The sequence below is a fragment of the Pseudonocardia sp. CA-107938 genome, assembly GCF_050936315.1.
Taxonomy (GTDB): Bacteria; Actinomycetota; Actinomycetes; order Mycobacteriales; family Pseudonocardiaceae; genus Pseudonocardia.
Genome location: NZ_JBNJNA010000001.1, coordinates 2796621 through 2815979 on the forward strand (window position 1 = coordinate 2796621; position 19359 = coordinate 2815979).

Sequence of the window (19359 nt, forward strand, 5' to 3'; positions counted from 1 at the left end):
ACGTGACATCCGCACCTGGTGCCGGGCAACGGCCGCGGCGAGATCGCGCTGGAACGATCAGCGTGACGGGATCTCGGCGCGCAGGCGGAACGTGTGCTCGGGTGTGGGTCCGGCCTGCAGCTCGCCGCCGTGCTCCTGGACGCGGGCGGTGAGGTCGGCGAGCCCGCTGCCGTCTCGGAACTCCGCCGCGGTGCTGGGGCACCCGTCGTTGACGATGTCGATCGTGACGAGGTCGGGTGATCGGGAGAGGACGATCTCGCAGCGCTCGGCCGTGCTGTGCTGCAGCAGGTTCGTCACGCCCTCGCGCAGCACGGTCGCGAGCGTTGCCTCGATGCCGGTGGGCAGGTCGTCGCACCCGTCGATGCGGACGGCCGCGTCGATGCCGGCCGCGGCCAGCAACGCCTGCGCCGACCGGATCTCCTCGCGCAAGGACAGCTCGCGGTAGCTGTGCGCCACCGACCGCACATCGACCAGTGCCCGCCGGGCGGTGTCCACCACCTCGGTGAGCTCCTGGCGCGCCCGTTGCGGGTCGGTCGTCGCCAGCCGGTGGGCGAGCTCGCTCTTCAGCGAGATCGCCGAGAGGCTGTAGCCGAGCATGTCGTGCAGGTCGCGGGCGAACCGCAGCCGCTCCCGCGTCACCGCCGCCGTCGCCAGCTCCGCGCGGGCCTCGTGCAGCTCGGTCACCATCGAGCGCAACCGGGTCAGCGCGTAGAGCACGAGACCGTGGTTGGTGGTGGAGATGAACCCGTACCCGACCTGCACCCAGTCCTCGCCGAGGACGTCGAAGATCACGCCCTGCGCTGCGACGACCGCGACGAACACCGCCCAGTTGAGCCGGCGCGGGAGCAGCAGGGCGGCCGAGCCGGCGAGGAAGCCGGGAACCCCGCTGAAATAGGGGTTGTCGAACACGAACGGCGGCACGTACACGCAGACGGCCAGCCCGGCCAGCGCCGCGTACCCGAGTGCCTGGTTCGGCGGGCCCTGCGGGCGGCTCACGACGCCCAGCACGAGCACCGCGATCACCGCGCTGCTCGTCACGGCGGTCGTGATCCCGGCGACGCCGACCTGGTCGTAGTCGTCGGCCGCCAGAAGCGTCAACATCACGCCGTAACCGATCACCACCGCGGTGAGCAGCACCTGGGCGAACCGGGTCGCGATCTGCGGTCCCGGCGGGTGCGGCTCGTCGGCCGGCGCCTCCCGCGGTGTGGGTGCAGCGGGTACCTGCGAGTGCAGCCGGAACGTGCCGTCGGTGGCCGGCTGCGCGTGCAGGGCACCGCCGAGGGCTGCGGTGCGGGCAGCGAGGTTGGCCAGGCCGCTGCCCCGGTCGGTGCGGGCCTGCGCGGGTGCGCCGTCGTTGACGATCTCGATGGACACCATCCGGCCCGCTCGGCTGATGGTGATCGAGCAACGGGTGGCGTCGCTGTGCCGCAGCAGGTTGGTGACGCCTTCGCGCAGCACGGTCGCGAGCACTGTCCGGGCGCTGGGCACGAGCTCGGCAGGAGGGCCCTCGATCGTCGCGGCGACGCCGGCGGCGGCCAGCACGGACCGTGCCGAGTCGAGCTCGTCGGTCAGCGACAGCTCGCGGTAGCTCGACGCGACCGCGCGGGCGTCGGTGAGCGCCTCGCGGGCGATGTCGAGGATCTGCGCCAGCTCCCGCAGCGCGCGGTCGGTGTGGTTCCCGACCAGTGTGCGGGCCAGCTCCGCTTTCAGGCTGATCGCCGACAGGCTGAAGCCGAGCAGGTCGTGCAGATCGCGGGCGAAGCGCAACCGCTCCCGGGCGACCGCGAGGTCGGCCACCTCGGATCTCGCGGTCTCCAGCTGCTCCACCAGCGACGGCAGCCGGGACAGACCGAACACGACCAGCCCGACCACCGTCGAGGACGCCGCGTAGTAGCCCCCGATGGGGAGTGACTCGTACGCGATCTTGGTCATGCCGTTGGCCAGCGCCACCGCGGCGAACACGAACCACCGCACCCGGGCGGGCAGCACCAGCAGCACGCTGCCGGCGAGGAACCCGGGCATGCCACCCCAGGCGTTGGGGAAGAACGGCACCGGCACGAACGCCAGCAGTGCCTCCACGCCGAGCGCGAGGTAGGCCCTGGCGGACCGCAGATCGACGTTCGGCCGCGAGAACACCCCCAGCTGCAGGTACCCGATCGTGAGCAGGCAGGCCAGGGAGGTCACGATCCGCACCGGCGTCGGGCCGCCCTGCACCACGTACATGAAGGCGTTGGCGAGGTAGCCGGTGAACACCACGCTGATCACGACGTACGCCAAGCGGCGCGACACCGATGAGCGTTCCTGCCGCAACGTCACGGCAGCTCCCCCCGCGTGGCCGGTCACCGGTCGGCGAGTGCCAGGAGCTGGGAGACCGTGACGAACCGGTAGCCGTCGTTCCGCAACCGCTCGATCAGCGGGATCACCGCGCGCCGGGTCTGTTCACGCCCGGCGTACATCCCGTGCAGCAGCACGATAGACCCGGGCCGCACGTGCGTTGCGACGTGGTCGACGATCCGTTCGGCGCGGGCGTCGACCTCGGGATAGCTGTTGGGCTCGACGTCCCACATGATCGTCCGGCGGTGGTGCTGGCTCAGGTACAGGGGCAGGGTGAGGAGCTTCTTGCCGTTCGGCGGGCGGAAGGTGATCTCGCCGCGGTAGCCGGCCTGGCGGATGCGTTCGTCGGTGCGTTCCACCTCGTCGGCGACGAACCCGGGCGAGACGAAGACCATGCGCTCGTGGGAGTAGGTGTGGTTGCCGAGCTCGTGCCCGGCGGCCGCGATGGCCGCGGTGAGGTCCGGGTGCGCCGCCATGTCCTGGCCGATCAGGTAGAACGTCGCCGGCGTGCCGGTGCGGGCCAACGCGTCCAGCAGCGGGCCGGTGCCGGCCGGGTCCGGGCCGTCGTCGAAGGTCAGCGCGACGACCTTCTCGGAGGTCGACACCCGGTCGACGAGGTCACCGAACAGCTGGAACGAGCGGGCGTTGACCAACGCGTCGAACCCGACCGCGGCTGCGCCCAGCACGACGACGGCGAGTCCTGCCGCGGTCCATCGGCGAGCCCGGCGCGAACGGGGAAGTAGACGCACAGGGCTACTGCTCTCTCTCGTTCCTACCCACCGGTCCGTCCGGGGCCTCGACCGTCGTGGCCAGATCCGCCCGGGCCTCCAAAATCCAGGGACGGGCGACATGCCGTCCCATGCGAGGAACAATTCGTCAATCCTATGGAACGGTTGGGCGGGCCTGCAACCATTTCCGTGGTGTCGAGCCGGCGCCGTCCGGTCTGCGCGATCCGTACGGACGGGCCTCGGGCCCGACGTGATCGTCAGGCTCGCGTCTTGGTCAGCAGTTCGAGGATCTCGGCCGTGGTGCCGGTCTCGCCGAGGTGGGGGAAGATGTTGACGATGCTGTTGACGTGCGCCTCGTGGTTCACGTCCGTCATCGCGTCGGTCGCGAGCGTCACGTGGTAGCCGCGTTCGTGCGCGGCGCGCGCGGTGGTGTCCACGGCCACGCTCGTCGCCAGCCCGGCGAGCACGATCTGGGTGATGCCGCGCCGGCGCAGCTGCAGGTCGAGATCGGTGCCGTAGAAGGCCGACCAGTTGCGCTTCGTCACGATGACGTCCTCCGGGTGCCCGCTCAGCTCGTCCGCCAGGTCGTCCCACCCGGCGGGTAGTCCCGCGCCCGTCCAGCGCGGGACGTCGGTGCGTCCGGGCACCGCGTCGGCACCGTCAGGGGCGCCGGCCTTCACCAGCACCACGAGTGCGTGGTGCTCCCGGAAGGCGGCGGCCAAGGCGGCCGCGCGCTCGATCACGTCCTCGGCCGGGTACGGCGTCGCCGGCGCGAAGCGGACACCGTTCTGCAGGTCGACGACGACGAGCGCGACACGCTCGTCCAGCGCGGTGAGAGGCATGGCCGTTCCTTCGTCCTCGAGTCGGGTGCTGACCAGGACCTCCTGGTTGATGATCATCCCACCAGAAGGACCATGGCCCGCCCACCCCGGAACGCCGAGGGGTCCGTGGGAGCTCGGCCGTCCACTCGTCGTCAACTGTTCGTCCCCCACGCACTCCTACCGTCCACGCAGACAGCCGAAGCAGTGAGCGGCCGGTGCCGACCGCGCTGCCGGATGGTTTCCATCAGAGGAGAGATCGTGGTGACTGCTCCCACCGTCGTGCTCGTCCACGGTGCGTTCGCCGACGCATCCGGGTTCCGGGGCCTGTACGACAACCTGAAGTGGGAGGGTCTGAGCGTCATCGCGCCGCCGAACCCGCTTCGCGGCCTGACCGGCGGCGACGGTGAGTACCTGAAGAGTGTGATCGCGGGGATCGACGGCCCCGTCCTGCTCGTCGGCCACTCCTACGGGGGCGCGGTGATCACGGCTGCCGGGGGCGCGGAGAACGTGACGGGGCTGGTGTACCTGGCCGGGTATGCCCCCGACGAGGGCGAGAACCTGACGGACCTGCAGTCGAGCTTCCCCGAGCCCAAGATCCTGCCCTTCATCGTGCAGCAGGCGCTTCCCGACGGCGGAACCGAGTTCTCCCTGTCCCCCGCGGCCTTCCCCTCGTTGTTCTGCCCTGATCTGCCGGCCGACGACGCCGCCTTCTACGCCGTCACCCAGCGCCCGCTGGCGGGCGTCGCGCTGAGCGAGGCCGCACCACGGCCCGCCTGGCGGAGCAAGCCGGCCTGGGCGGTGCTGCCGACGGCGGACCTGGTCATCGACCCGGGCGTGCACCGCTTCAGCTACGACCGCGCGGGGGCGACGGTCACCGAGCTCGAGGGCGCTTCCCACGCCGTGATGACCTCCCGCCCGGACGAGGTCGCCCAGGTCGTGCTCGCGGCGGCCCGGGCCGGCGCGACGCAGCCGGCCTGACCGGCCGTCACCCCTCGGCCGACGAGTTTCGAGCACGCGATCCGGCCCGCTGGGCCGGCCGCCGATGGGCTCACCCGCCGTCGAGGGTCGCCAGGAACTCGGCTGTGCGGCGGGCGAACAGCCGGGTCCCCCGGTCGACGGCCACCGCCCGGCCGCGTTCGGCGACGGCCCGGACTACGCCGTCGGACGCCCCACAGGCCTTCAGCACGCGCGCCCGCAGCAGCAGGAGCAGGGCCTCGGGGTAGCGCTGGTCGTAGCGGTCGAGACACGCGTCGGCGCGGTCGAGGGCGGCCGCGGCCGCGTCCGACGAGCCGGCCGCCAGCCACGCTTCCGCGAGGTGGCCGTAGCACGTGGCCAGGCTGCCCCGCGGCGGGTCGACCATGTGCGTCGCGATGAACCGCTCGGCCTCGGCGGCGGCGCCGGCGGGGTCCGTACCGGTCAGGGCGAGCGCCCAGAGGCGGATCAACCGCTGGTAGGTGCCGAGGAAGGCGAACGAGAAGTCGGGGTCCGCGGCGATCCCCCGCTCGGCCGCGCGCAGGGCCCGGTCCGGGTCGCCGACCACCGACTCCATGCGCACCGTGTGCGTGGCCCACACCGTGACGGTGAAAGGGTCGTCACCGGCGGCCTCCAGCCGGTCGAGCAGCGCTCGCGCGCCGTCGAGGTCGTCGGCGTGCATCGCGGTCGACTCCGCGAGCATCCCCGTGGTGAGGAGCTGCAGGTCGAACCCGACGGGGTCGTCAGCGCGCCGGGCACTTTCGGTGAGCCGGATCCGGTGCGCTGCGCTCAGGTGGGTGAACGCCTCGTCCATGTGCCCGTCGCTGAACCGCTGGACACCCCACGCCTGCAGGCCGTAGGCGAGCAGGTGCGGGTCGGTCGACGCCTCGCCCTGGCGCAGCAGCCGGCGCGCGACCGCCCGGCTGCGGTCGGTCTCCAACGCCTGGGCGTAAGCCGTCCAGAGGGAGTACAGGAACACCGTGGCCTCCCGCTCGCGGCCGAGTCGGCGGGCCAGGTCCTCCGCCCGTTCCAGGAGATCCACGGCCGAGGTGCCGTACATCACCCGCATCCCGACGACGGCGATCAGCTGCGCCAGCGCCGCCAGCTCCTGTTCCACGAGGTCCGCCGCGCGTGCCAACCCGACGGCGTCACGCAGCCGCCGCTCCGCCACGTCGAGCGCTGACTTCACCGCCGCGAGGCGGCCCGAGCCCACCAGGGCGGACACCGTGCGGGCCGGGTCGACCAGCGGGCCGGCGGCCCACAGGTGCTGGGCGAGGCGTTCGACGTCGGTCGGGGCGAGAGCATCGGCGACGCGCAGGTGCAGCACCGGCACCCGGGTCGGGGCCGTCACCTCGGCGACGGCCTGGCGGACCAGGTCGTGCGCGAAGCGGTAGGAGAACGGGTCGCCCGGCACGGGGTCCAGCACGCCGAGTGCCATCGCCGGTTCGAGCCGGGCAAGACATGTGGGAACGTCCAGGTCGGCGGCCCGGGCGAGCAATGCCAACTCGACGTCGCGGCCGACGCACGCGGCCATCTCCAGCAGTGCCCGGCTCTCGGGGTCGAGACCGCCCATCCGGTCGCGGACGACGTCGCGCACCGAGCCCGGGACGCCGGCCCACGCAGCGGCCCCGGCCGTCGCCGGCCCGCCGTCGACGAGGTGCCGCGCCAGCTCACGCACGAAGAACGCGTTTCCTCCGGTGTGGGCGAGGATGCCGCGGAGAACGTCGGCGCCGGGCTCGCGGCCGGTCTCGCGCCGGACGAGCCCGGCCACCTCCGCCGCCTCGAGCGGTCCGAGCGGGATGCGGCGGTGCCCGGGCACCCGACCGACCGCGACGAGCGTGCGGGTGAGCTCCACGCCGGGTGTCGGGCCGCGGTTGCGGAGCGCCCCGATGACGGCGGTCCGGGCGGGGAGCTGCCTCACCAGGTGCGCGAGCAGGTCCAGCGCACCGGCGTCCGCCCAGTGCAGGTCGTCGAGGACGATGACGAGCGGTCGCCGCGCCGCGGCCGCGCCGACGAGGGCGACGGCTCGGTCGGCGAGACGAAACCGGGCGCCGCGCTCGGGCAGCCCGCGATCGACGCGGTGCGGCTCCAGCAGGGGGCCGAGCTCCCCGGCCGCCCACTCCTCCCGCGCCGCGACGGGCAGCGTGGTCAGGACGGCCCCGAGCGCCTGCACCCACGGCCACATCGACGGCGTCGCGTCGCCTTCCAGGCCGTGGCCCCACACCACGAGCGCCCCGGCACCGGCCGCGTCGGCCGACGCCTGCTCCAGCAGGCACGTCTTGCCCGCCCCCGGCTCGCCCTCGATCAGCACGGTGCCGGTGCCGCCGGCGATCGCGGCCCCGACCGCCCGACGCAACTCGGCGAGCTCCCGAGCCCGGCCGATCACCCCGCCACCTCGCGGTGGCGTCGGCGCGGGGGCGAGCACCCGCGCATGCGCGGCCGCCAGCACCGGGCCGGGGTCGACTCCGAGGTCGTCGGCAAGTCGGCTGCGGACGGCGCGGAACACCGCCAGCGCCTCCGCCTGCTGCCCCGCGGCGCCCAGCGCCGAGACCAGCCCGGCCTGCACGCGCTCGTGCAGCGGTGCCATCTCGGCGGCCAGGCGCAGCGGTCCCAGTACCCGCTCCGGGCGGGCCTGGTCGACCGCCAGATCGGCCGCCGCCGCGCACGCGTCGAAGAACTCCTCGTTCAGCCGCGCGAAGACCGACTGCGCCGCCGTCCCGTGCGCCAGCCCGGCGCCGGCAGGCCCGGTCCACAACCCGAGAGCCTGCACGTAGCAGTCGAGGGCCACGGCGTGCTGCTGCTCGGCCAGCGCCGCGGCGGCAGCCCGGGTGTGCTCCCGGAAGGTGGCGAGGTCCGACGTGCCGGGTTCGGCCGCGCACAGGTAACCGTTGCCACGGCGCAGCAGGTACGACCCGGCCTCCCGGACGGGCAGGTCCGGCTCCAACCGTCGCCGCAGCCCGCCGACGTACTTGCGGAGGACGTTGCGGGCGCTGGCCGGCGGATGGTCGTCCCAGATCAGGTCGATCAGCTCATCCGTGCTGATCGGCTGCCCGGCCCTCGCGAGGAGCAGGGCCAGCACGGCAGCCTGCTGAGGGGGCCCGACGTCCACCTCGACGCCGTCGCGCCACACCCGCAGTGCGCCGAGGATCTGCAGACGCACCGCCATCGCCCCTCCCGCACCCGGCGGTGGAACGCCCGCGCCGTGGACACATTCAAGCGGACCGGGAGGAGCCGCGGAAACAATCTCCGTCGCTACGAGTGGGGGACCGGGGTCGGTTCCGCACCGGGCGCGGCCGGCTGCCGGGCGAGCGCCCACCACAGCACCGCGGCGAAGACGATCGAGAGCACGCCCAGCACCGCGAGCGCCGGCTGCAGGCCACCGGCCGGTCCGGCGATCGCGACGACGACCAGGGGCGAGACGAACTCGCCGATGAACAAGGTCCCCGTCCAGATGCCGGTGCCGCGGCCGCGCTGGGCGTACTCGAGGTCGCGCACCGCCCACGTGAGCAGCGTCGGCAGCATCAGGCCGGTGGCGAACCCGGTGATCACGGCACCGGCCACCACGACCGGCACCGACGAGGTGAGGAACACGACGATCAGGCCCGCGCCGGAGAGCGCGAACTCGGCGACGAGGAGGCGCCGCAGCCCTGCGCGGGACAGCCGCCCGAACACGGCCCCGCCGACCGCGGTCGCCACCGACATCACCGCCACCGCCGCGCCGATCACGCCGGTCGAGGTGACGCCGATGCCGTCGAGCACGTAGGACAGCTGCACGATCAGCGCATAGAAGACGGCGCCGCCGACGAGCGTGACGGCGCACGGTCCCGCGATCGCCGCCCACGGCACCGGCGTCCGCTCGGCACGGGCGCCGCCGGCCGGCGCCGGGTTCCACAGCACCCGCGCCATGGGCAGCACCAGCACGATCGAGAGCAGGTACATCCAGAACGGGGCGCGCCATCCGCCCGCGCCGAGCAGCCCGCCGAGCGCCACGAACACGACGGCCGACAGGGCGGAGACGGTGGCCTGCAGGCCGAGGTAGCGGTTGCGCTGCTCGCCCGTCCAGTAGTCCCCGATGAGGGTGGTGGCCGCGGTCATGATCGCGGCCTCGCACAGCCCGACCACCACGCGGGTGGCGATGATCGCGCCGAGGTCGTCGAGGTAGAGGGGTGCGGTGCCGGCGATGGCGTAGAGGACCAGCGCCACCTGCAGCACCCGCAGGCGCCCGAGCCGGTCGACGATCGCGCCGGCGAACCCGGCGGTCAGGCCGATGACCAGCGCGGGCACGGTCAGCACGACCGGCACCAGCACCGCTACGCCGGGCACGGCCGCGAAGTGCTGCGCCATCAGCGGCAGCACCGGCGCGATGAGCACCGCACCGAGCACGGACATCGAGCTGGCACCGAGCAGGAGCAGCAGCTGCGGCACGCCGGCACGTCTGTCGGACAGGTCAGTCATCGTCGACCTCACAGGGGTTGAGCGGGGGAGGGTGAGCGCAGTGCGTCCGAGATCGACTTGACGCCCCCGTGGGCGGTCAGCCCACCGTCGACGGCGATCTCGGCTCCCGTGACGAACGACGCTCCGTCACCGAGGAGGAACAGCACCACCGACGCGATCTCGGCGGCCGTGCCCGTGCGCCCCAGTGGCGTCTCGGCGAGGCTGGCCGCGCGGAACGCGGCCGGCGCCGAGGCGGTCATGGGGGTGTCGACGAAGCCGGGGTGCACCGCGTTGACGCGGATGCCGCGCGGCCCCAGCTCGGTGGCCGCGGCGCGGGTCAGCCCGCGCAGCGCCCACTTGCTCGTCGTGTAGGCGACCGGGTAATGCCCGGTCAGCGCGGCGACTGAGCCGACCGTGACGATGGAGGCGCCGCGGCCCATGAGCGGTGCCAGGTGCTGGATGCCCAGCAGCGGCCCGACGAGGTTCACGTCCAGCACGGCGTGCAGGTCGGCCGGGTCCAGCTCGGCCAGCCGTGCCCGCCACGTGACGCCCGCGTTGGCGACGAGCCCGTGCACGGATCCGTGGTCGCGTTCGAGCTGCCGGGCGAGGGTCGCCCACGCGGTGGCGTCGGCGACGTCCATGGTGTGGCGGACGGTGCCAGGCGCGGCCGGCCCGGGCTCCCGGTCGACCGCGTGCACGATCGCCCCGGCGGTGACGGCGGCCGCTGCCTCGGCGGCTCCCTGGCCGCCGGCCGCTCCGGTGACGACCACGACGCGGCCGGCCATGCTCACGATGTGCTCCCGGTGCGGGCGCGGGCCCTGGGCAGCAGCACCGGGTCGCGGCCGGCGACCACGGTGTTGCGGATGGTGCCGATCCCCTCGACGGTCATCGTGACGACGTCGCCGGGGCGCAGGGCCGGCGGCGGTTGCTCGGCCGTCGCCCACAGCTCGGCGAGGCAGCCCCCGTTCCCGCAGGTGCCCGAGCCGAGCACGTCGCCGGGGCGGACCTCGGTGCCGCGGCTGGCGTGGGCCACGAGCTCCTCGAACGGCCAGCCCATGTGGGAGAGCCGGTCGCGGCCGACCTCGGTGCCGTTGACGGCCACGGTCAGCTGCAGGTCGAGGAAGCCGTCGGCGTCGCGGTAGGGCTCCAGCTCGTCCGCCGTGACGAGCACGGGCCCGAGCGTGGTGGCGAAGTCCTTGCCCTTGCAGGGCCCCAGGTTCACCTGCATCTCGCGGCGCTGCAGGTCGCGCGCCGACCAGTCGTTGAGGATCGTGTAGCCGGCGATGTGGTCGCGCGCCGCGTCCGGGGTGAGGTCGGCGCCGGCCCGGCCGATCACGGCGGCCACCTCCAGCTCGAAGTCCAGCTTCGCGCAGCCCGGTGGCACCGCGACGTCGTCGTGCGCGCCGATCAGGGCGTACGGGTTGGTGAAGTAGAAGGTGGGCGCGTCGTACCACGCGTCGGGCACGGTGCCGGCCATCGCGGCGACGTGCTGCTCGAACGTCACGAAGTCCCGCACCGTCGGCGCCTGCACGGGCGGCAGCAGGCGCAGCCCGGCCAGCGGCTCGGGGGCGCCGGCCGGGGTGGTGTGCAGGGTCCCGGCCTGCAGCAGGCCGAGCACGGTGGTGCCGTCGGGGAAGGGCCGGAAGGTCTCCCCGTCGACGACCCCGGCCCGGGTGGCGCCGTCCGCCCCGGCCACGGTCGCGACCCTCACGACGCGTCCACCGGCCGAGCCACGTGGGGGAGTGGCTCGCCGGCGTGCCACACCTCGGTGATCTGCACGGTGACGAAGCGCCAGCCGCCGGCCAGCTCGATGCCGTCGGTGCGGCGGAGGGTGCAGTCGTACCAGCCGGACCCGTCGGCGTGGTGGAACGTGCTGCCGCCGAGCAGGTGCACCCCGTGCAGGTACGAGCGGGACGTGGCCGTGTCGCCGTCGACGCGGATCGCGTGGTTCGACGACCCGTGCCACGTGCCCGTGTACTGCGCGAGCCCGCGCTCGCTCGCCGTCGCGTCGCGGATCCGGTCGCGGCCGCGGAGGACGACCTCCGGCCCGATGCGCAGCTCGGCGTCCTCGACGTAGGTGGCGGCGTAGCCGGCCCAGTCCCGCTCGTCCAGCGCGCGGGCGAACTCGACGAGGAGGTCGGCGATGTGGGCTCGGTCCACGAGCCACTGCAGCTGGTCCATCAGACGGGCGGGGCCACGAAGAGGCCCTTGTCGGGGTCGTTGAACGACTTCCGCGCGACGAACTCGTCCATCGCGTTGGCCGTGCCCCACTGGTCCGACACCATCGGGTCGGAGAAGTCGTGCAGGCCCGGGTGCCACGTGTCCTCGTCGAGGCGTTCCAGCTCGGTCGTGTACTCGACGGTGTTGCCGTGCGGGTCGAGGAAGTAGGAGAAGGTGTTGTTGCCGGCCTTGTGCCGGCCGGGGCCCCAGATCTTCTCGACGCCGACGCGCAGCAGCCGTCCGGTGCCCCGCATGTACTCGTCGATGCCGCGCAGCTCGAAGCTGGCGTGGTGCAGCGCCGGGTGCGGGCCGCGGGCGACGGCGAAGCTGTGGTGCCAGTCGTTGCAGCGCAGGAACCACATCATGTTGCCCATGCGGGGGTGCATGAGGACGTCCGAGAGCGCGAACGCCAGGTGCTCCTCGTAGAAGGCGACCGTGCCCTCGGGATCGGCGGAGTTGACCACCACGTGCGACAGGCGCACCGGCACCGACTCCGTCTCCTCGACCTTCCGGTGGGCGCGCAGCTCCACCTCGGTGGAGACCTCGACGGTGCGGCCCTCGTTGTCGAAGAACCGGAACCCGTAGCCGCCGCCGGGCGTGGCGACGGCACCCGGTTCGGTGGCGATCCGCACACCGGCGCGGCCGAGCCGCTCCGCCAGCGTGTCGACGTCGGCGCGGGACGCGGCACCGAACGCGATGAGGTCCATGCGCTTGTCGGCGGCCTCGCGCAGCCGCACCACGTACTGCTCGGGTGAGCCCTCGGCGGCCAGGAACGACAGGCCGGTGTCGGTGGCGACCTCGGTGAGCCCCCAGTGGCCGGTGTAGAACGCCCGCTGCGCGGCGAGATCGGGTACGGCGAGGTCGACGTGGCGCAGGTGCGTGATCAGACGAGAGTCCATCGGGACTCCTTCCCGGGCACGAGGCCCAACTTCTCGGCGTTCCCGCCGGCGATCGCGTCGCGGTCCGCGGCGGGCAGCCCGGCGGCGTCGAGGCGCGCCACGGGGTCGGGCACGCCCATGTCGAACGGGTAGTCGGAGCCGAGGAGGACGCGGTCGGCGCCGACGGCGGCGACGAGTGCGCGCAGCGCCTCGGCGGTGTGCACGAGCGAGTCGAACCAGAGCCGGCGCAGGTAGCTCGACGGCTGCTCGGCGCAGCCGCGCGCGTCGGGCCGCACCTGCCAGGCGTGGTCGGAGCGGCCGAGGTAGGTGGGCAGGTAGCCGCCGCCGTGCGCGGCGACGATGCGCAGCCCCGGATGCCGGTCGAGCACGCCGGCGAAGATCAGGTGGGACAGCGCCACGGCGTTCTCGACGGGCTGGCCGACGGTGTTGGACAGGTAGAACCGGTTCAGGCGCTCGTCGAGCGTGCAGCCGAAGGGGTGCAGGAACACCACGGCGCCGGTGTCGGCGGCGCGGTTCCAGAACGGGTCCAGCCGCGGGTCCGACAGCTCGACGCCCGGCGCGTGCGAGCTGATCTCCACGCCGGCCAGGCCCTGGGCGAGCGCGTCGTCCAACGCGGCAACGAGGACGTCGGGGTGCTGCAGCGGGACGAGCCCCAGCCCGGTGAGCCGGGTCGGCTCCTCCGCCACCAGCGCGGCGACCCCCCGGTTGGCAGCGTGCGTGATGGTGCGCGCGAGCTCGGGATCGGCCCAGTAGTGGTACTGCGACGGGGACGGCGAGACCACCTGCACGTCCACGCCGGCGGCGTCCATCTCGGCGAGTCGGGTCTCGACGCGGGTCAGCAGCGGGATCCGCGAGCGGACCATCTCCCCGGAGACGGCGAGCGACTCCCGCCCGCTGCGGCGGGCCTCCAGCTCCTGGTGGGCGGCGAGCCGCGGGTCCCCGGCGACCACCGCCTCGACCTCGCCGACGATGCAGTGCGCGTGCACATCGGTGACCGTCACGGGGCCTCCGTCACGAGCGCGGCGATGCGCCGCATCAGCCCGGGCACGTCCGCCTGCTCGTGCGCGAGCAGCCAGTCGCACAGCTGCACCGACGCGTCGACGACCGCCCGCACCCGCTCCAGCCGGCGCGCGGTGAACGCCGCCCACAGCTGCTCGTCGAGGGTGTCGGCGGCGCTGAGCAGCTCGGCGAGCACCACGGCGTCCTCCATCGCCATCGCGGCGCCCTGGGCGAGCGTCGGCGGGCAGCAGTGCGTGGCGTCGCCGATCAGCACCACCCGGCCGCGGTGCCACGGGCCGTCGAGCAGGTGGGTCTCGAACCAGGTGTAGTTCACCCGCCGCGGGTCGGTCAGGCTGTCGCGGATCTCGTCCCACGGGCCGTGGTATGCCGTGGCCAGCTCGCGCATCGTGCTCAGCCGCTGCTCGGGCGTGAGCCCGCTGCGGTCCTGGGCGGCCTCGACGAGGTAGGCGTAGAGGGTGTCCGGGCCGGTGGGGCAGTACCCGGCGATGAACGCGGGCCCGTCGTAGACGAGGTCGGTGCGGGTCACCGACGCCGGGCGGGAGCCGAACGCCCGCCAGATGCCCATGCCGAGCGGGCGGGTGGTCAGCTGCACACCCAGCGCGGTCCGCGTCCACGAGCGCACGCCGTCGGCCCCGATCAGCAGGTCGTGGCGGGCGCGGCTGCCGTCGGAGCAGGTCAGCTCGACGCCGTCGGTGTGCTGGACGAGCGCTGTCGGGACCGTCCCCGTGCGGATCTTCACGCCGAGCACCGCGGCCCGGTCGGCCAGGAGCCGGGCCAGGTCGGGTCGGCCCATGCCCACCGTCGCGGGCAGGTCGGACCCGCCGGTGCGCGCGTCGGGGATCTCGGCGAGCACCGTGCCGTCCGCGGTGCGCAGCCCGAGCACGTCGAAGGCGCACCCGAGCTCGGCGACCCGGTCCCACACGCCGAGCCGGCGCAGCACGCGCAGGGCGTTGCCCTGCAACGTGATCCCCGACCCGACGGCGCCGATCTCCGGGCTGATCTCGACGAGGTCGACGGCGACACCGGCCTCGGCGAGCAGGATCGCCGCGGCGAGGCCCGCGACTCCGCCGCCGACGACGGCCACCGATGCGACAGCAGGCATGTCAGCTCCTCACTTCACGGCGATCGGGTTGACCGGCGCCCCGACGGCGCCGGTGAACGGGATGGGCGCCGCGGTCAGGAAGAACGCGTAGCCGCCCTCGGTCGCGCAGTCCGTGGCCAGCGCGTCGAGGTCCCACATCTCGCCGATGTAGAGCCCGATGTGCGGGATCACCACCTGGTGCAGGGGCTGGAACGCGTCGGCGAACTCGTTGGGCCGCACCTCGAAGCCCCAGGTGTCGGTGGCGATCGCGGCGATCTCGCGGCCGTGCAGCCACCCCGCGCAGGTGAACGACAGCCCGGGCGCGGGGCCTCCCGCGTAGTCGCCCCACCCGTCGCGGCGGGCGCGGGCGAGCTGCCCGGTCCGCACGCACACGATGTCGCCGCGCTCGACGGTCACGCCGTGCGCGGCCGCGGTGGCGTCGAGGTGGTCCGGGGTGATCGCGAAGCCGTCCGGCAGCTCACCGCCGCCGACCACGCGGCCGACGTCGAGCAGCACCCCGCGCCCCGCGATCAGGGCAGCGGCGGTCTCGATGCCGGTCACGGCGTCGCCCGCGCTCGTCACGACGTCGCCCGCGCGGCGGCCGTTGTAGGCCATCCCGTGGTCGAAGATGTGGCCGAGGCCGTCCCACTGCGTGGAGCACTGCAGCGGCATGGAGACCACGTCGTCGGCGCCGCCGATCCCGTGCGGGAAGCCCTGCACGCCGCGCTCGGCGTCGGTGCCGGTGTCGGTCATCGTGTGGACGGGGTTGGTGCGGCGCCGCCAGCCCTTCTGCGGGCCGTTCTCGTCGAAGGACTGCGCGAGGGAGAACGTGACGCCGCGCCGCACCAGCGCTGCCGCGCGGACCCGGGCGTCCGGGGTGAGGAAGTTGAGGGTGCCGTGCACGTCGTCGGCGCCCCACCGGCCGGCGTTGGAGCAGCGGCCGGCGGCCTCGGCGATCGCGGACTCCGCGTCGGTCAGCGTGCCCGTCGCTGAGTCGATCACGGGGACACCACCCGCGTGCGCTGGGTGCCGAGGCCGGTGATCGTGCCTTCCATGACGTCGCCGGCGCGCAACAGCCGGCCGTGCGCCATGCCGTTGCCGGCGGGGCTGCCGGTGAGCACGAGATCGCCGGGACGCAACGGGGTGATCTCCGCGGCCGCCGCGACGATCGCGGCGACGTCGAAGATCATGTCCTTGGTGGACTCGTCCTGCATGACCTGCCCGTTGAGCCGCAGCGTGACGTGCGGGTGCTCCTCGACGAACTCGGCGGGCACCACCCACGGGCCCAGCGGGGTGAAGCCCGGGGCGTTCTTGGCGCGGAACCAGTCGGCGCCGAGCTCCGGGATGTCCTTGCGGAAGACCAGGTCGCGGGTGGTGAGGTCGTTGGCGATCGTGTACCCCGCGACGTGGTCGAGCGCGTGCGCGCGATCGACGCGGAACGCCTCGCGGCCGATCACCGCGGCCAACTCCAGCTCCCAGTCGTGCTGCTCGGAGTAGGGCGGCAGCACCACGTCGTCGTACGGGCCGGTGACGGCCGACGGCAGCCCGATGAACACGAACGGCTGCCCGTCGGCGGCGCGGCGGTCCATCACCGCCGCGGCATCGGCGCGGGCCTGCGCTTCCGGCAGCTGCGGGTTGTGCTTGACGTGCAGGTCGATGACGTGGGTGCGGTAGTTGGCCCCGGCCTGGAAGATCTGGCCCGGCGTCAGCGGGGCGCGCACCGCGAATCCGTCCAACGGCCGCGCGCCGCTGCCGTCCGCTGCGCGCTGCCGCAGCGCCGGCAGGACGTCGTCCCAGTCCTGCAGCAGGGCGAGCACCGACGGGGCGAGGTCGGAGACCTCCTGCACCCGGTCGCCGACCACAAGGGCAGGGAACTCCCGACCTGCGGGTTCGGCGAGCGTGCCGAGGGAGAACGGCCGAAACGACTCTGTCACGGCATCGATGGTCGACGCCGCAGCAGCATCAGGGAAGCCGAGATTGCTGATGGGTGGAATCAGCGCTATCTATGACCGATGTCGCTGGCGCAGCTCGATCTGAACCTGCTCGTCCCGCTCGACATGCTGCTGCAGGAGCGCTCGGTCACCCGGGCGGCGACCCGGCTGGGACTCTCCCAGCCCGCGCTGTCGGCGGCGCTGGCACGCCTGCGCCGCCACTTCGACGACCCGCTGCTGGTGCGGGTGGGCAACGCCTACGAGCTCAGCCCGCTGGCCGTCGCGCTGCGCCGGCGCGTCGCCGACGCGCTGGACTCCGCGGAGCGGGTGTTCACCAGCGAGGCCGGGTTCGATCCGTCGGTCTCGCAGCGCACGTTCACGCTGCTGATGTCGGACTACCCGATGGCAGTGCTCGGACCGCTCGTGCTGGCGATGCTGCGCAAGCGGGCGCCGCGGACGACGCTGCGGCTGGAGCGGCACTCGACGGCCAACGTCGAGGGCGGCGTCGAGGGCCTGCGCACCGTGGACGGGCTGGTCCTGCCGCACGGGTTCGTCTTCGACGCGCCGTCGGTGGACCTCTACAGCGACAGCTGGGTGTGCCTGGTCGACGCGCACGACTCGCCGGTGGGCAGCGCGATGACCTTGGCCGATGCGGCTCGCCTGCCGTGGGTCTTCACCTACAACGGGCCAACGGCCTTCACCGCCGCCGGGCGGCAGCTGCAGCTGATCGGGGTGGCGCCGCGGGTCGAGGTGGTCGTGGAGAGCTTCCTCGCGCTGCCGTTCTACATCGCGGGCAGCGACCGCGTGGGGCTGGTGCAGCAGCTGCTGGCCGAGCCGCTCACCCGCGACGGCCGGCTGCGCGCGGTGCCGTGCGCGTGGGACGTGGTGCCGGTGCTGGAGGCGCTGTGGTGGCACCCCATGCACACGCCCGATCCCGAGCACGTCTGGCTGCGTGGCGTGCTGACCGAGGCCGCGGCCGGCATCACCGGCTCGCCGTTGTGACCGCCCCGGCGTCGCCTCCCGCCGCGACGGCGGTCCTCGCAGGTCAGGTCCGGTCGCCCACGAGAGCGAGTGCGCGCGGCTCGGGGACGCCCAGCATGAGCAGGCTCGTGATCGTCGCTGCTCGGGCGTCGAGGGGTCCGTTCGACCGGTTGCTGTCCGCGACGGCGAACAGGACGCCGTAGGCGAGCTGGCTCAGCACGCCCGCTGGCAGGTGCCGTGCGAAGACGTCGCTGTCCTGCCCCCGTTCCACCAGGTCGGCGAGGAGCTCGTCGACCGGCCCGAGCAGGCCGTGGATCGCCTCGCCGTACTCGCCACGGCGCAGCGCCAGGAGCACGCGGTACCGGTGCGCCACTGGCCAGACGCGGGCGACGAACTCGACCCACACCGCATCCGCCGCCGCACCGGCCGTGTCGAGCTCGGTGAGCACGGCCGTCATCTCGGTGACAGCCCGCTCCGTGAGCGTCCGAACCAGGTCCAGACGTGAGGGGAAGTGGCCGTAGACCGTGCGACGGACGACGCCGGCGGCGGCGGCGATCTCGCCCATTCCGGCGTCGGCGTCCTCTCCCAAGACGTCGAGGGCGACGTCGAGGATGCGCTCCCGTGTCTCCCTCGTCGAGCGCGCACGGGCGGACTCGGTGGGCACGGGACGAGTGTTGCACACCGGTGTGCAATGACGTAGGTTGCACACCGGTGTGCAACGAGAAGCAGTGCAAGTGCTTCGAGGCCAGGAGAAGAGAGCACGCAATGACCGCGCCCATGCCGCCGCGCCCCGCCCTCGTCCGCCCGTTCACCGTCTCGATCCCGGATTCGGAGATCGACGACCTGAAGCTGCGACTGGCCCGAACTCGGTGGCCGGATGCGGAAACAGTGGGCGACTGGTCGCAGGGGGTTCGCGTGGAGAACGCCAGAGCACTGGTCGAGCACTGGGCGCGCCGCTACGACTGGCGGCGCCTGGAGTCCGAGCTCGATCGCTTCCCCCAGTTCCTGACCGAGATCGACGGGCTGGACATCCACTTCATCCACGTCAGGTCCAAGAATCCCCTCGCAATGCCGCTGATCCTCACGCACGGATGGCCGGGCTCGATCCTCGAGTTCCTGAAGCTGATCGGCCCGCTGACCGATCCGGTTTCGTTCGGAGGGGACGCCGCCGATTCGTTCGACGTCGTCGTCCCGTCGCTGCCCGGGTTCGGGTTCTCCCAGAAGCCCACGGAGACGGGGTGGACCGTGTCGCGCATCGCCGGCGCATGGGTGGAGCTGATGAAGCGCCTCGGCTACTCGAGATGGGCCGCGCAAGGCGGCGATTGGGGTGCGGTCGTCACCACCGCCCTGGGGGCCATGCAGCCTGAAGGGCTTCTCGGAATACACCTGAACACGCAGTACGCCTTTCCTGCGCAGATCCCCGACACGTTGTCGCCCGACCAGCGCCACGCCGTCGAGACCCTCGTCCGCTACACCGGTGATCTCGGCGGTTCGAACCACCTCCAGGGCACGAGACCGGAGACCGTCGGGTTCGCGCTGGCGGACTCCCCGGCTGGTCAGGCGGCGTGGATCTACGAGAAGTTCCAGTCGAAGACCGACAACCACGGGCTCGCCGAGGACGCCCTCGGCGTCGACGACATGCTCGACGTCATATCCCTCTACTGGTTCACCAACAGTGCGGCGTCCTCCGCCCGCATCTACTGGGAGAACAGGTCGCTCACCTTCGCCGGCCCGAAGCTGACGCTGCCGGTCGCGGTGACCGTCTTCCCGAAGGACATCCCGCACCTGCCGCGGAGCTGGATCGAGGACACCTACAGCGATCTGATCCACTACGGCGAGGCCGACGAGGGCGGGCACTTCGCGGCCCTGGAACAGCCCGAGGTCCTGGTCAGCGAGATCCGCGCCGGCCTGCGCTCCCTTCGTTCCTGACGCTCGAGC

General features: G+C 73.1%; 17 protein-coding genes. 3 read left to right on the forward strand and 14 right to left on the reverse strand.

The window, feature by feature from the left end:
- Positions 1-57: 57 nt before the first annotated feature.
- The 3 genes from ACQEVB_RS14110 to ACQEVB_RS14120 form a co-directional block, all read right to left on the reverse strand.
- On the reverse strand, positions 58-2316 hold the full coding sequence (locus tag ACQEVB_RS14110) for a sensor histidine kinase (protein WP_432970234.1): 2259 nt from the start codon (positions 2314-2316) through the stop codon (positions 58-60).
- A gap of 23 nt (positions 2317-2339) precedes the next feature.
- Positions 2340-3020, reverse strand: coding sequence for a polysaccharide deacetylase family protein (locus ACQEVB_RS14115; protein ID WP_432970237.1), 681 nt, complete (start codon positions 3018-3020; stop codon positions 2340-2342).
- A gap of 299 nt (positions 3021-3319) precedes the next feature.
- Positions 3320-3904 (reverse strand): isochorismatase family protein, encoded by a 585-nt coding sequence (locus ACQEVB_RS14120; protein ID WP_432970240.1) that lies wholly within the window; start codon positions 3902-3904, stop codon positions 3320-3322.
- 237 nt (positions 3905-4141) lie between these two features.
- Between ACQEVB_RS14120 and ACQEVB_RS14125 the strand changes: the two genes are divergently transcribed.
- A complete protein-coding gene (locus tag ACQEVB_RS14125) occupies positions 4142-4861 on the forward strand; it encodes an alpha/beta fold hydrolase (protein ID WP_432970243.1) in 720 nt (239 codons plus the stop codon).
- A gap of 70 nt (positions 4862-4931) precedes the next feature.
- Here ACQEVB_RS14125 and ACQEVB_RS14130 read toward each other — a convergent pair whose 3' ends face one another.
- From ACQEVB_RS14130 to ACQEVB_RS14175, 10 genes are all read right to left on the reverse strand, one after another.
- Complete coding sequence (locus tag ACQEVB_RS14130) at positions 4932-8021, reverse strand: BTAD domain-containing putative transcriptional regulator (RefSeq protein ID WP_432970246.1); 3090 nt, start codon at positions 8019-8021, stop codon at positions 4932-4934.
- An 86-nt stretch (positions 8022-8107) separates the two neighbouring features.
- A complete protein-coding gene (locus ACQEVB_RS14135) occupies positions 8108-9310 on the reverse strand; it encodes an MFS transporter (protein ID WP_432970249.1) in 1203 nt (400 codons plus the stop codon).
- Between the two features lie 8 nt (positions 9311-9318).
- Positions 9319-10074 (reverse strand): SDR family NAD(P)-dependent oxidoreductase, encoded by a 756-nt coding sequence (locus ACQEVB_RS14140; RefSeq protein ID WP_432980355.1) that lies wholly within the window; start codon positions 10072-10074, stop codon positions 9319-9321.
- Between the two features lie 2 nt (positions 10075-10076).
- Positions 10077-11000: a fumarylacetoacetate hydrolase family protein gene (locus ACQEVB_RS14145; protein ID WP_432970252.1), complete on the reverse strand. Its 924-nt coding sequence runs from the start codon at positions 10998-11000 to the stop codon at positions 10077-10079.
- On the reverse strand, positions 10997-11470 hold the full coding sequence (locus tag ACQEVB_RS14150) for a nuclear transport factor 2 family protein (protein ID WP_432970255.1): 474 nt from the start codon (positions 11468-11470) through the stop codon (positions 10997-10999). Before ACQEVB_RS14150 ends, ACQEVB_RS14145 begins: the two co-directional genes overlap by 4 nt.
- The gene (locus ACQEVB_RS14155; RefSeq protein WP_432970258.1) at positions 11470-12408 is read right to left on the reverse strand and encodes a VOC family protein; all 939 of its coding nucleotides are present in this window, start codon (positions 12406-12408) and stop codon (positions 11470-11472) included. The genes ACQEVB_RS14150 and ACQEVB_RS14155 overlap by 1 nt, the downstream gene beginning before the upstream one ends.
- Positions 12393-13409, reverse strand: coding sequence for an amidohydrolase family protein (locus tag ACQEVB_RS14160; RefSeq protein ID WP_432970261.1), 1017 nt, complete (start codon positions 13407-13409; stop codon positions 12393-12395). The genes ACQEVB_RS14155 and ACQEVB_RS14160 overlap by 16 nt, the downstream gene beginning before the upstream one ends.
- Positions 13406-14530 carry an FAD-dependent monooxygenase gene (locus ACQEVB_RS14165; protein WP_432970264.1) on the reverse strand — a complete coding sequence of 375 codons (1125 nt, stop codon included), beginning with the start codon at positions 14528-14530 and terminating at the stop codon, positions 13406-13408. Before ACQEVB_RS14165 ends, ACQEVB_RS14160 begins: the two co-directional genes overlap by 4 nt.
- 9 nt (positions 14531-14539) lie before the next feature.
- Positions 14540-15511, reverse strand: a complete 972-nt coding sequence (locus ACQEVB_RS14170) for a cyclase family protein (RefSeq protein WP_432970267.1) — start codon at positions 15509-15511, stop codon at positions 14540-14542.
- The gene (locus ACQEVB_RS14175; protein WP_432970270.1) at positions 15508-16443 is read right to left on the reverse strand and encodes a fumarylacetoacetate hydrolase family protein; all 936 of its coding nucleotides are present in this window, start codon (positions 16441-16443) and stop codon (positions 15508-15510) included. Before ACQEVB_RS14175 ends, ACQEVB_RS14170 begins: the two co-directional genes overlap by 4 nt.
- Before the next feature lie 78 nt (positions 16444-16521).
- Between ACQEVB_RS14175 and ACQEVB_RS14180 the strand changes: the two genes are divergently transcribed.
- A complete protein-coding gene (locus tag ACQEVB_RS14180) occupies positions 16522-17442 on the forward strand; it encodes a LysR family transcriptional regulator (protein WP_432970273.1) in 921 nt (306 codons plus the stop codon).
- Positions 17443-17485: 43 nt separating this feature from the next.
- Here ACQEVB_RS14180 and ACQEVB_RS14185 read toward each other — a convergent pair whose 3' ends face one another.
- On the reverse strand, positions 17486-18085 hold the full coding sequence (locus tag ACQEVB_RS14185; protein WP_432970276.1) for a TetR/AcrR family transcriptional regulator: 600 nt from the start codon (positions 18083-18085) through the stop codon (positions 17486-17488).
- 101 nt (positions 18086-18186) lie between these two features.
- Here ACQEVB_RS14185 and ACQEVB_RS14190 point away from each other — a divergent pair, with 101 nt between their 5' ends.
- On the forward strand, positions 18187-19350 hold the full coding sequence (locus ACQEVB_RS14190; protein ID WP_432970279.1) for an epoxide hydrolase family protein: 1164 nt from the start codon (positions 18187-18189) through the stop codon (positions 19348-19350).
- The last annotated feature ends 9 nt before the right edge of the window (positions 19351-19359 follow it).

What these genes read in the sequence shown, in the direction of transcription:
- ACQEVB_RS14120 (WP_432970240.1), bottom strand. Translation starts at nt 3,904, where the DNA reads ATGCCTCTCACCGCGCTGGACGAGCGTGTCGCGCTCGTCGTCGTCGAC.
- ACQEVB_RS14130 (WP_432970246.1), bottom strand. Translation starts at nt 8,021, where the DNA reads ATGGCGGTGCGTCTGCAGATCCTCGGCGCACTGCGGGTGTGGCGCGAC.
- ACQEVB_RS14135 (WP_432970249.1), bottom strand. Translation starts at nt 9,310, where the DNA reads ATGACTGACCTGTCCGACAGACGTGCCGGCGTGCCGCAGCTGCTGCTC.
- ACQEVB_RS14140 (WP_432980355.1), bottom strand. Translation starts at nt 10,074, where the DNA reads ATGGCCGGCCGCGTCGTGGTCGTCACCGGAGCGGCCGGCGGCCAGGGA.
- ACQEVB_RS14150 (WP_432970255.1), bottom strand. Translation starts at nt 11,470, where the DNA reads ATGGACCAGCTGCAGTGGCTCGTGGACCGAGCCCACATCGCCGACCTC.
- ACQEVB_RS14155 (WP_432970258.1), bottom strand. Translation starts at nt 12,408, where the DNA reads ATGGACTCTCGTCTGATCACGCACCTGCGCCACGTCGACCTCGCCGTA.
- ACQEVB_RS14165 (WP_432970264.1), bottom strand. Translation starts at nt 14,530, where the DNA reads ATGCCTGCTGTCGCATCGGTGGCCGTCGTCGGCGGCGGAGTCGCGGGC.
- ACQEVB_RS14180 (WP_432970273.1), top strand. Translation starts at nt 16,522, where the DNA reads ATGTCGCTGGCGCAGCTCGATCTGAACCTGCTCGTCCCGCTCGACATG.
- ACQEVB_RS14190 (WP_432970279.1), top strand. Translation starts at nt 18,187, where the DNA reads ATGACCGCGCCCATGCCGCCGCGCCCCGCCCTCGTCCGCCCGTTCACC.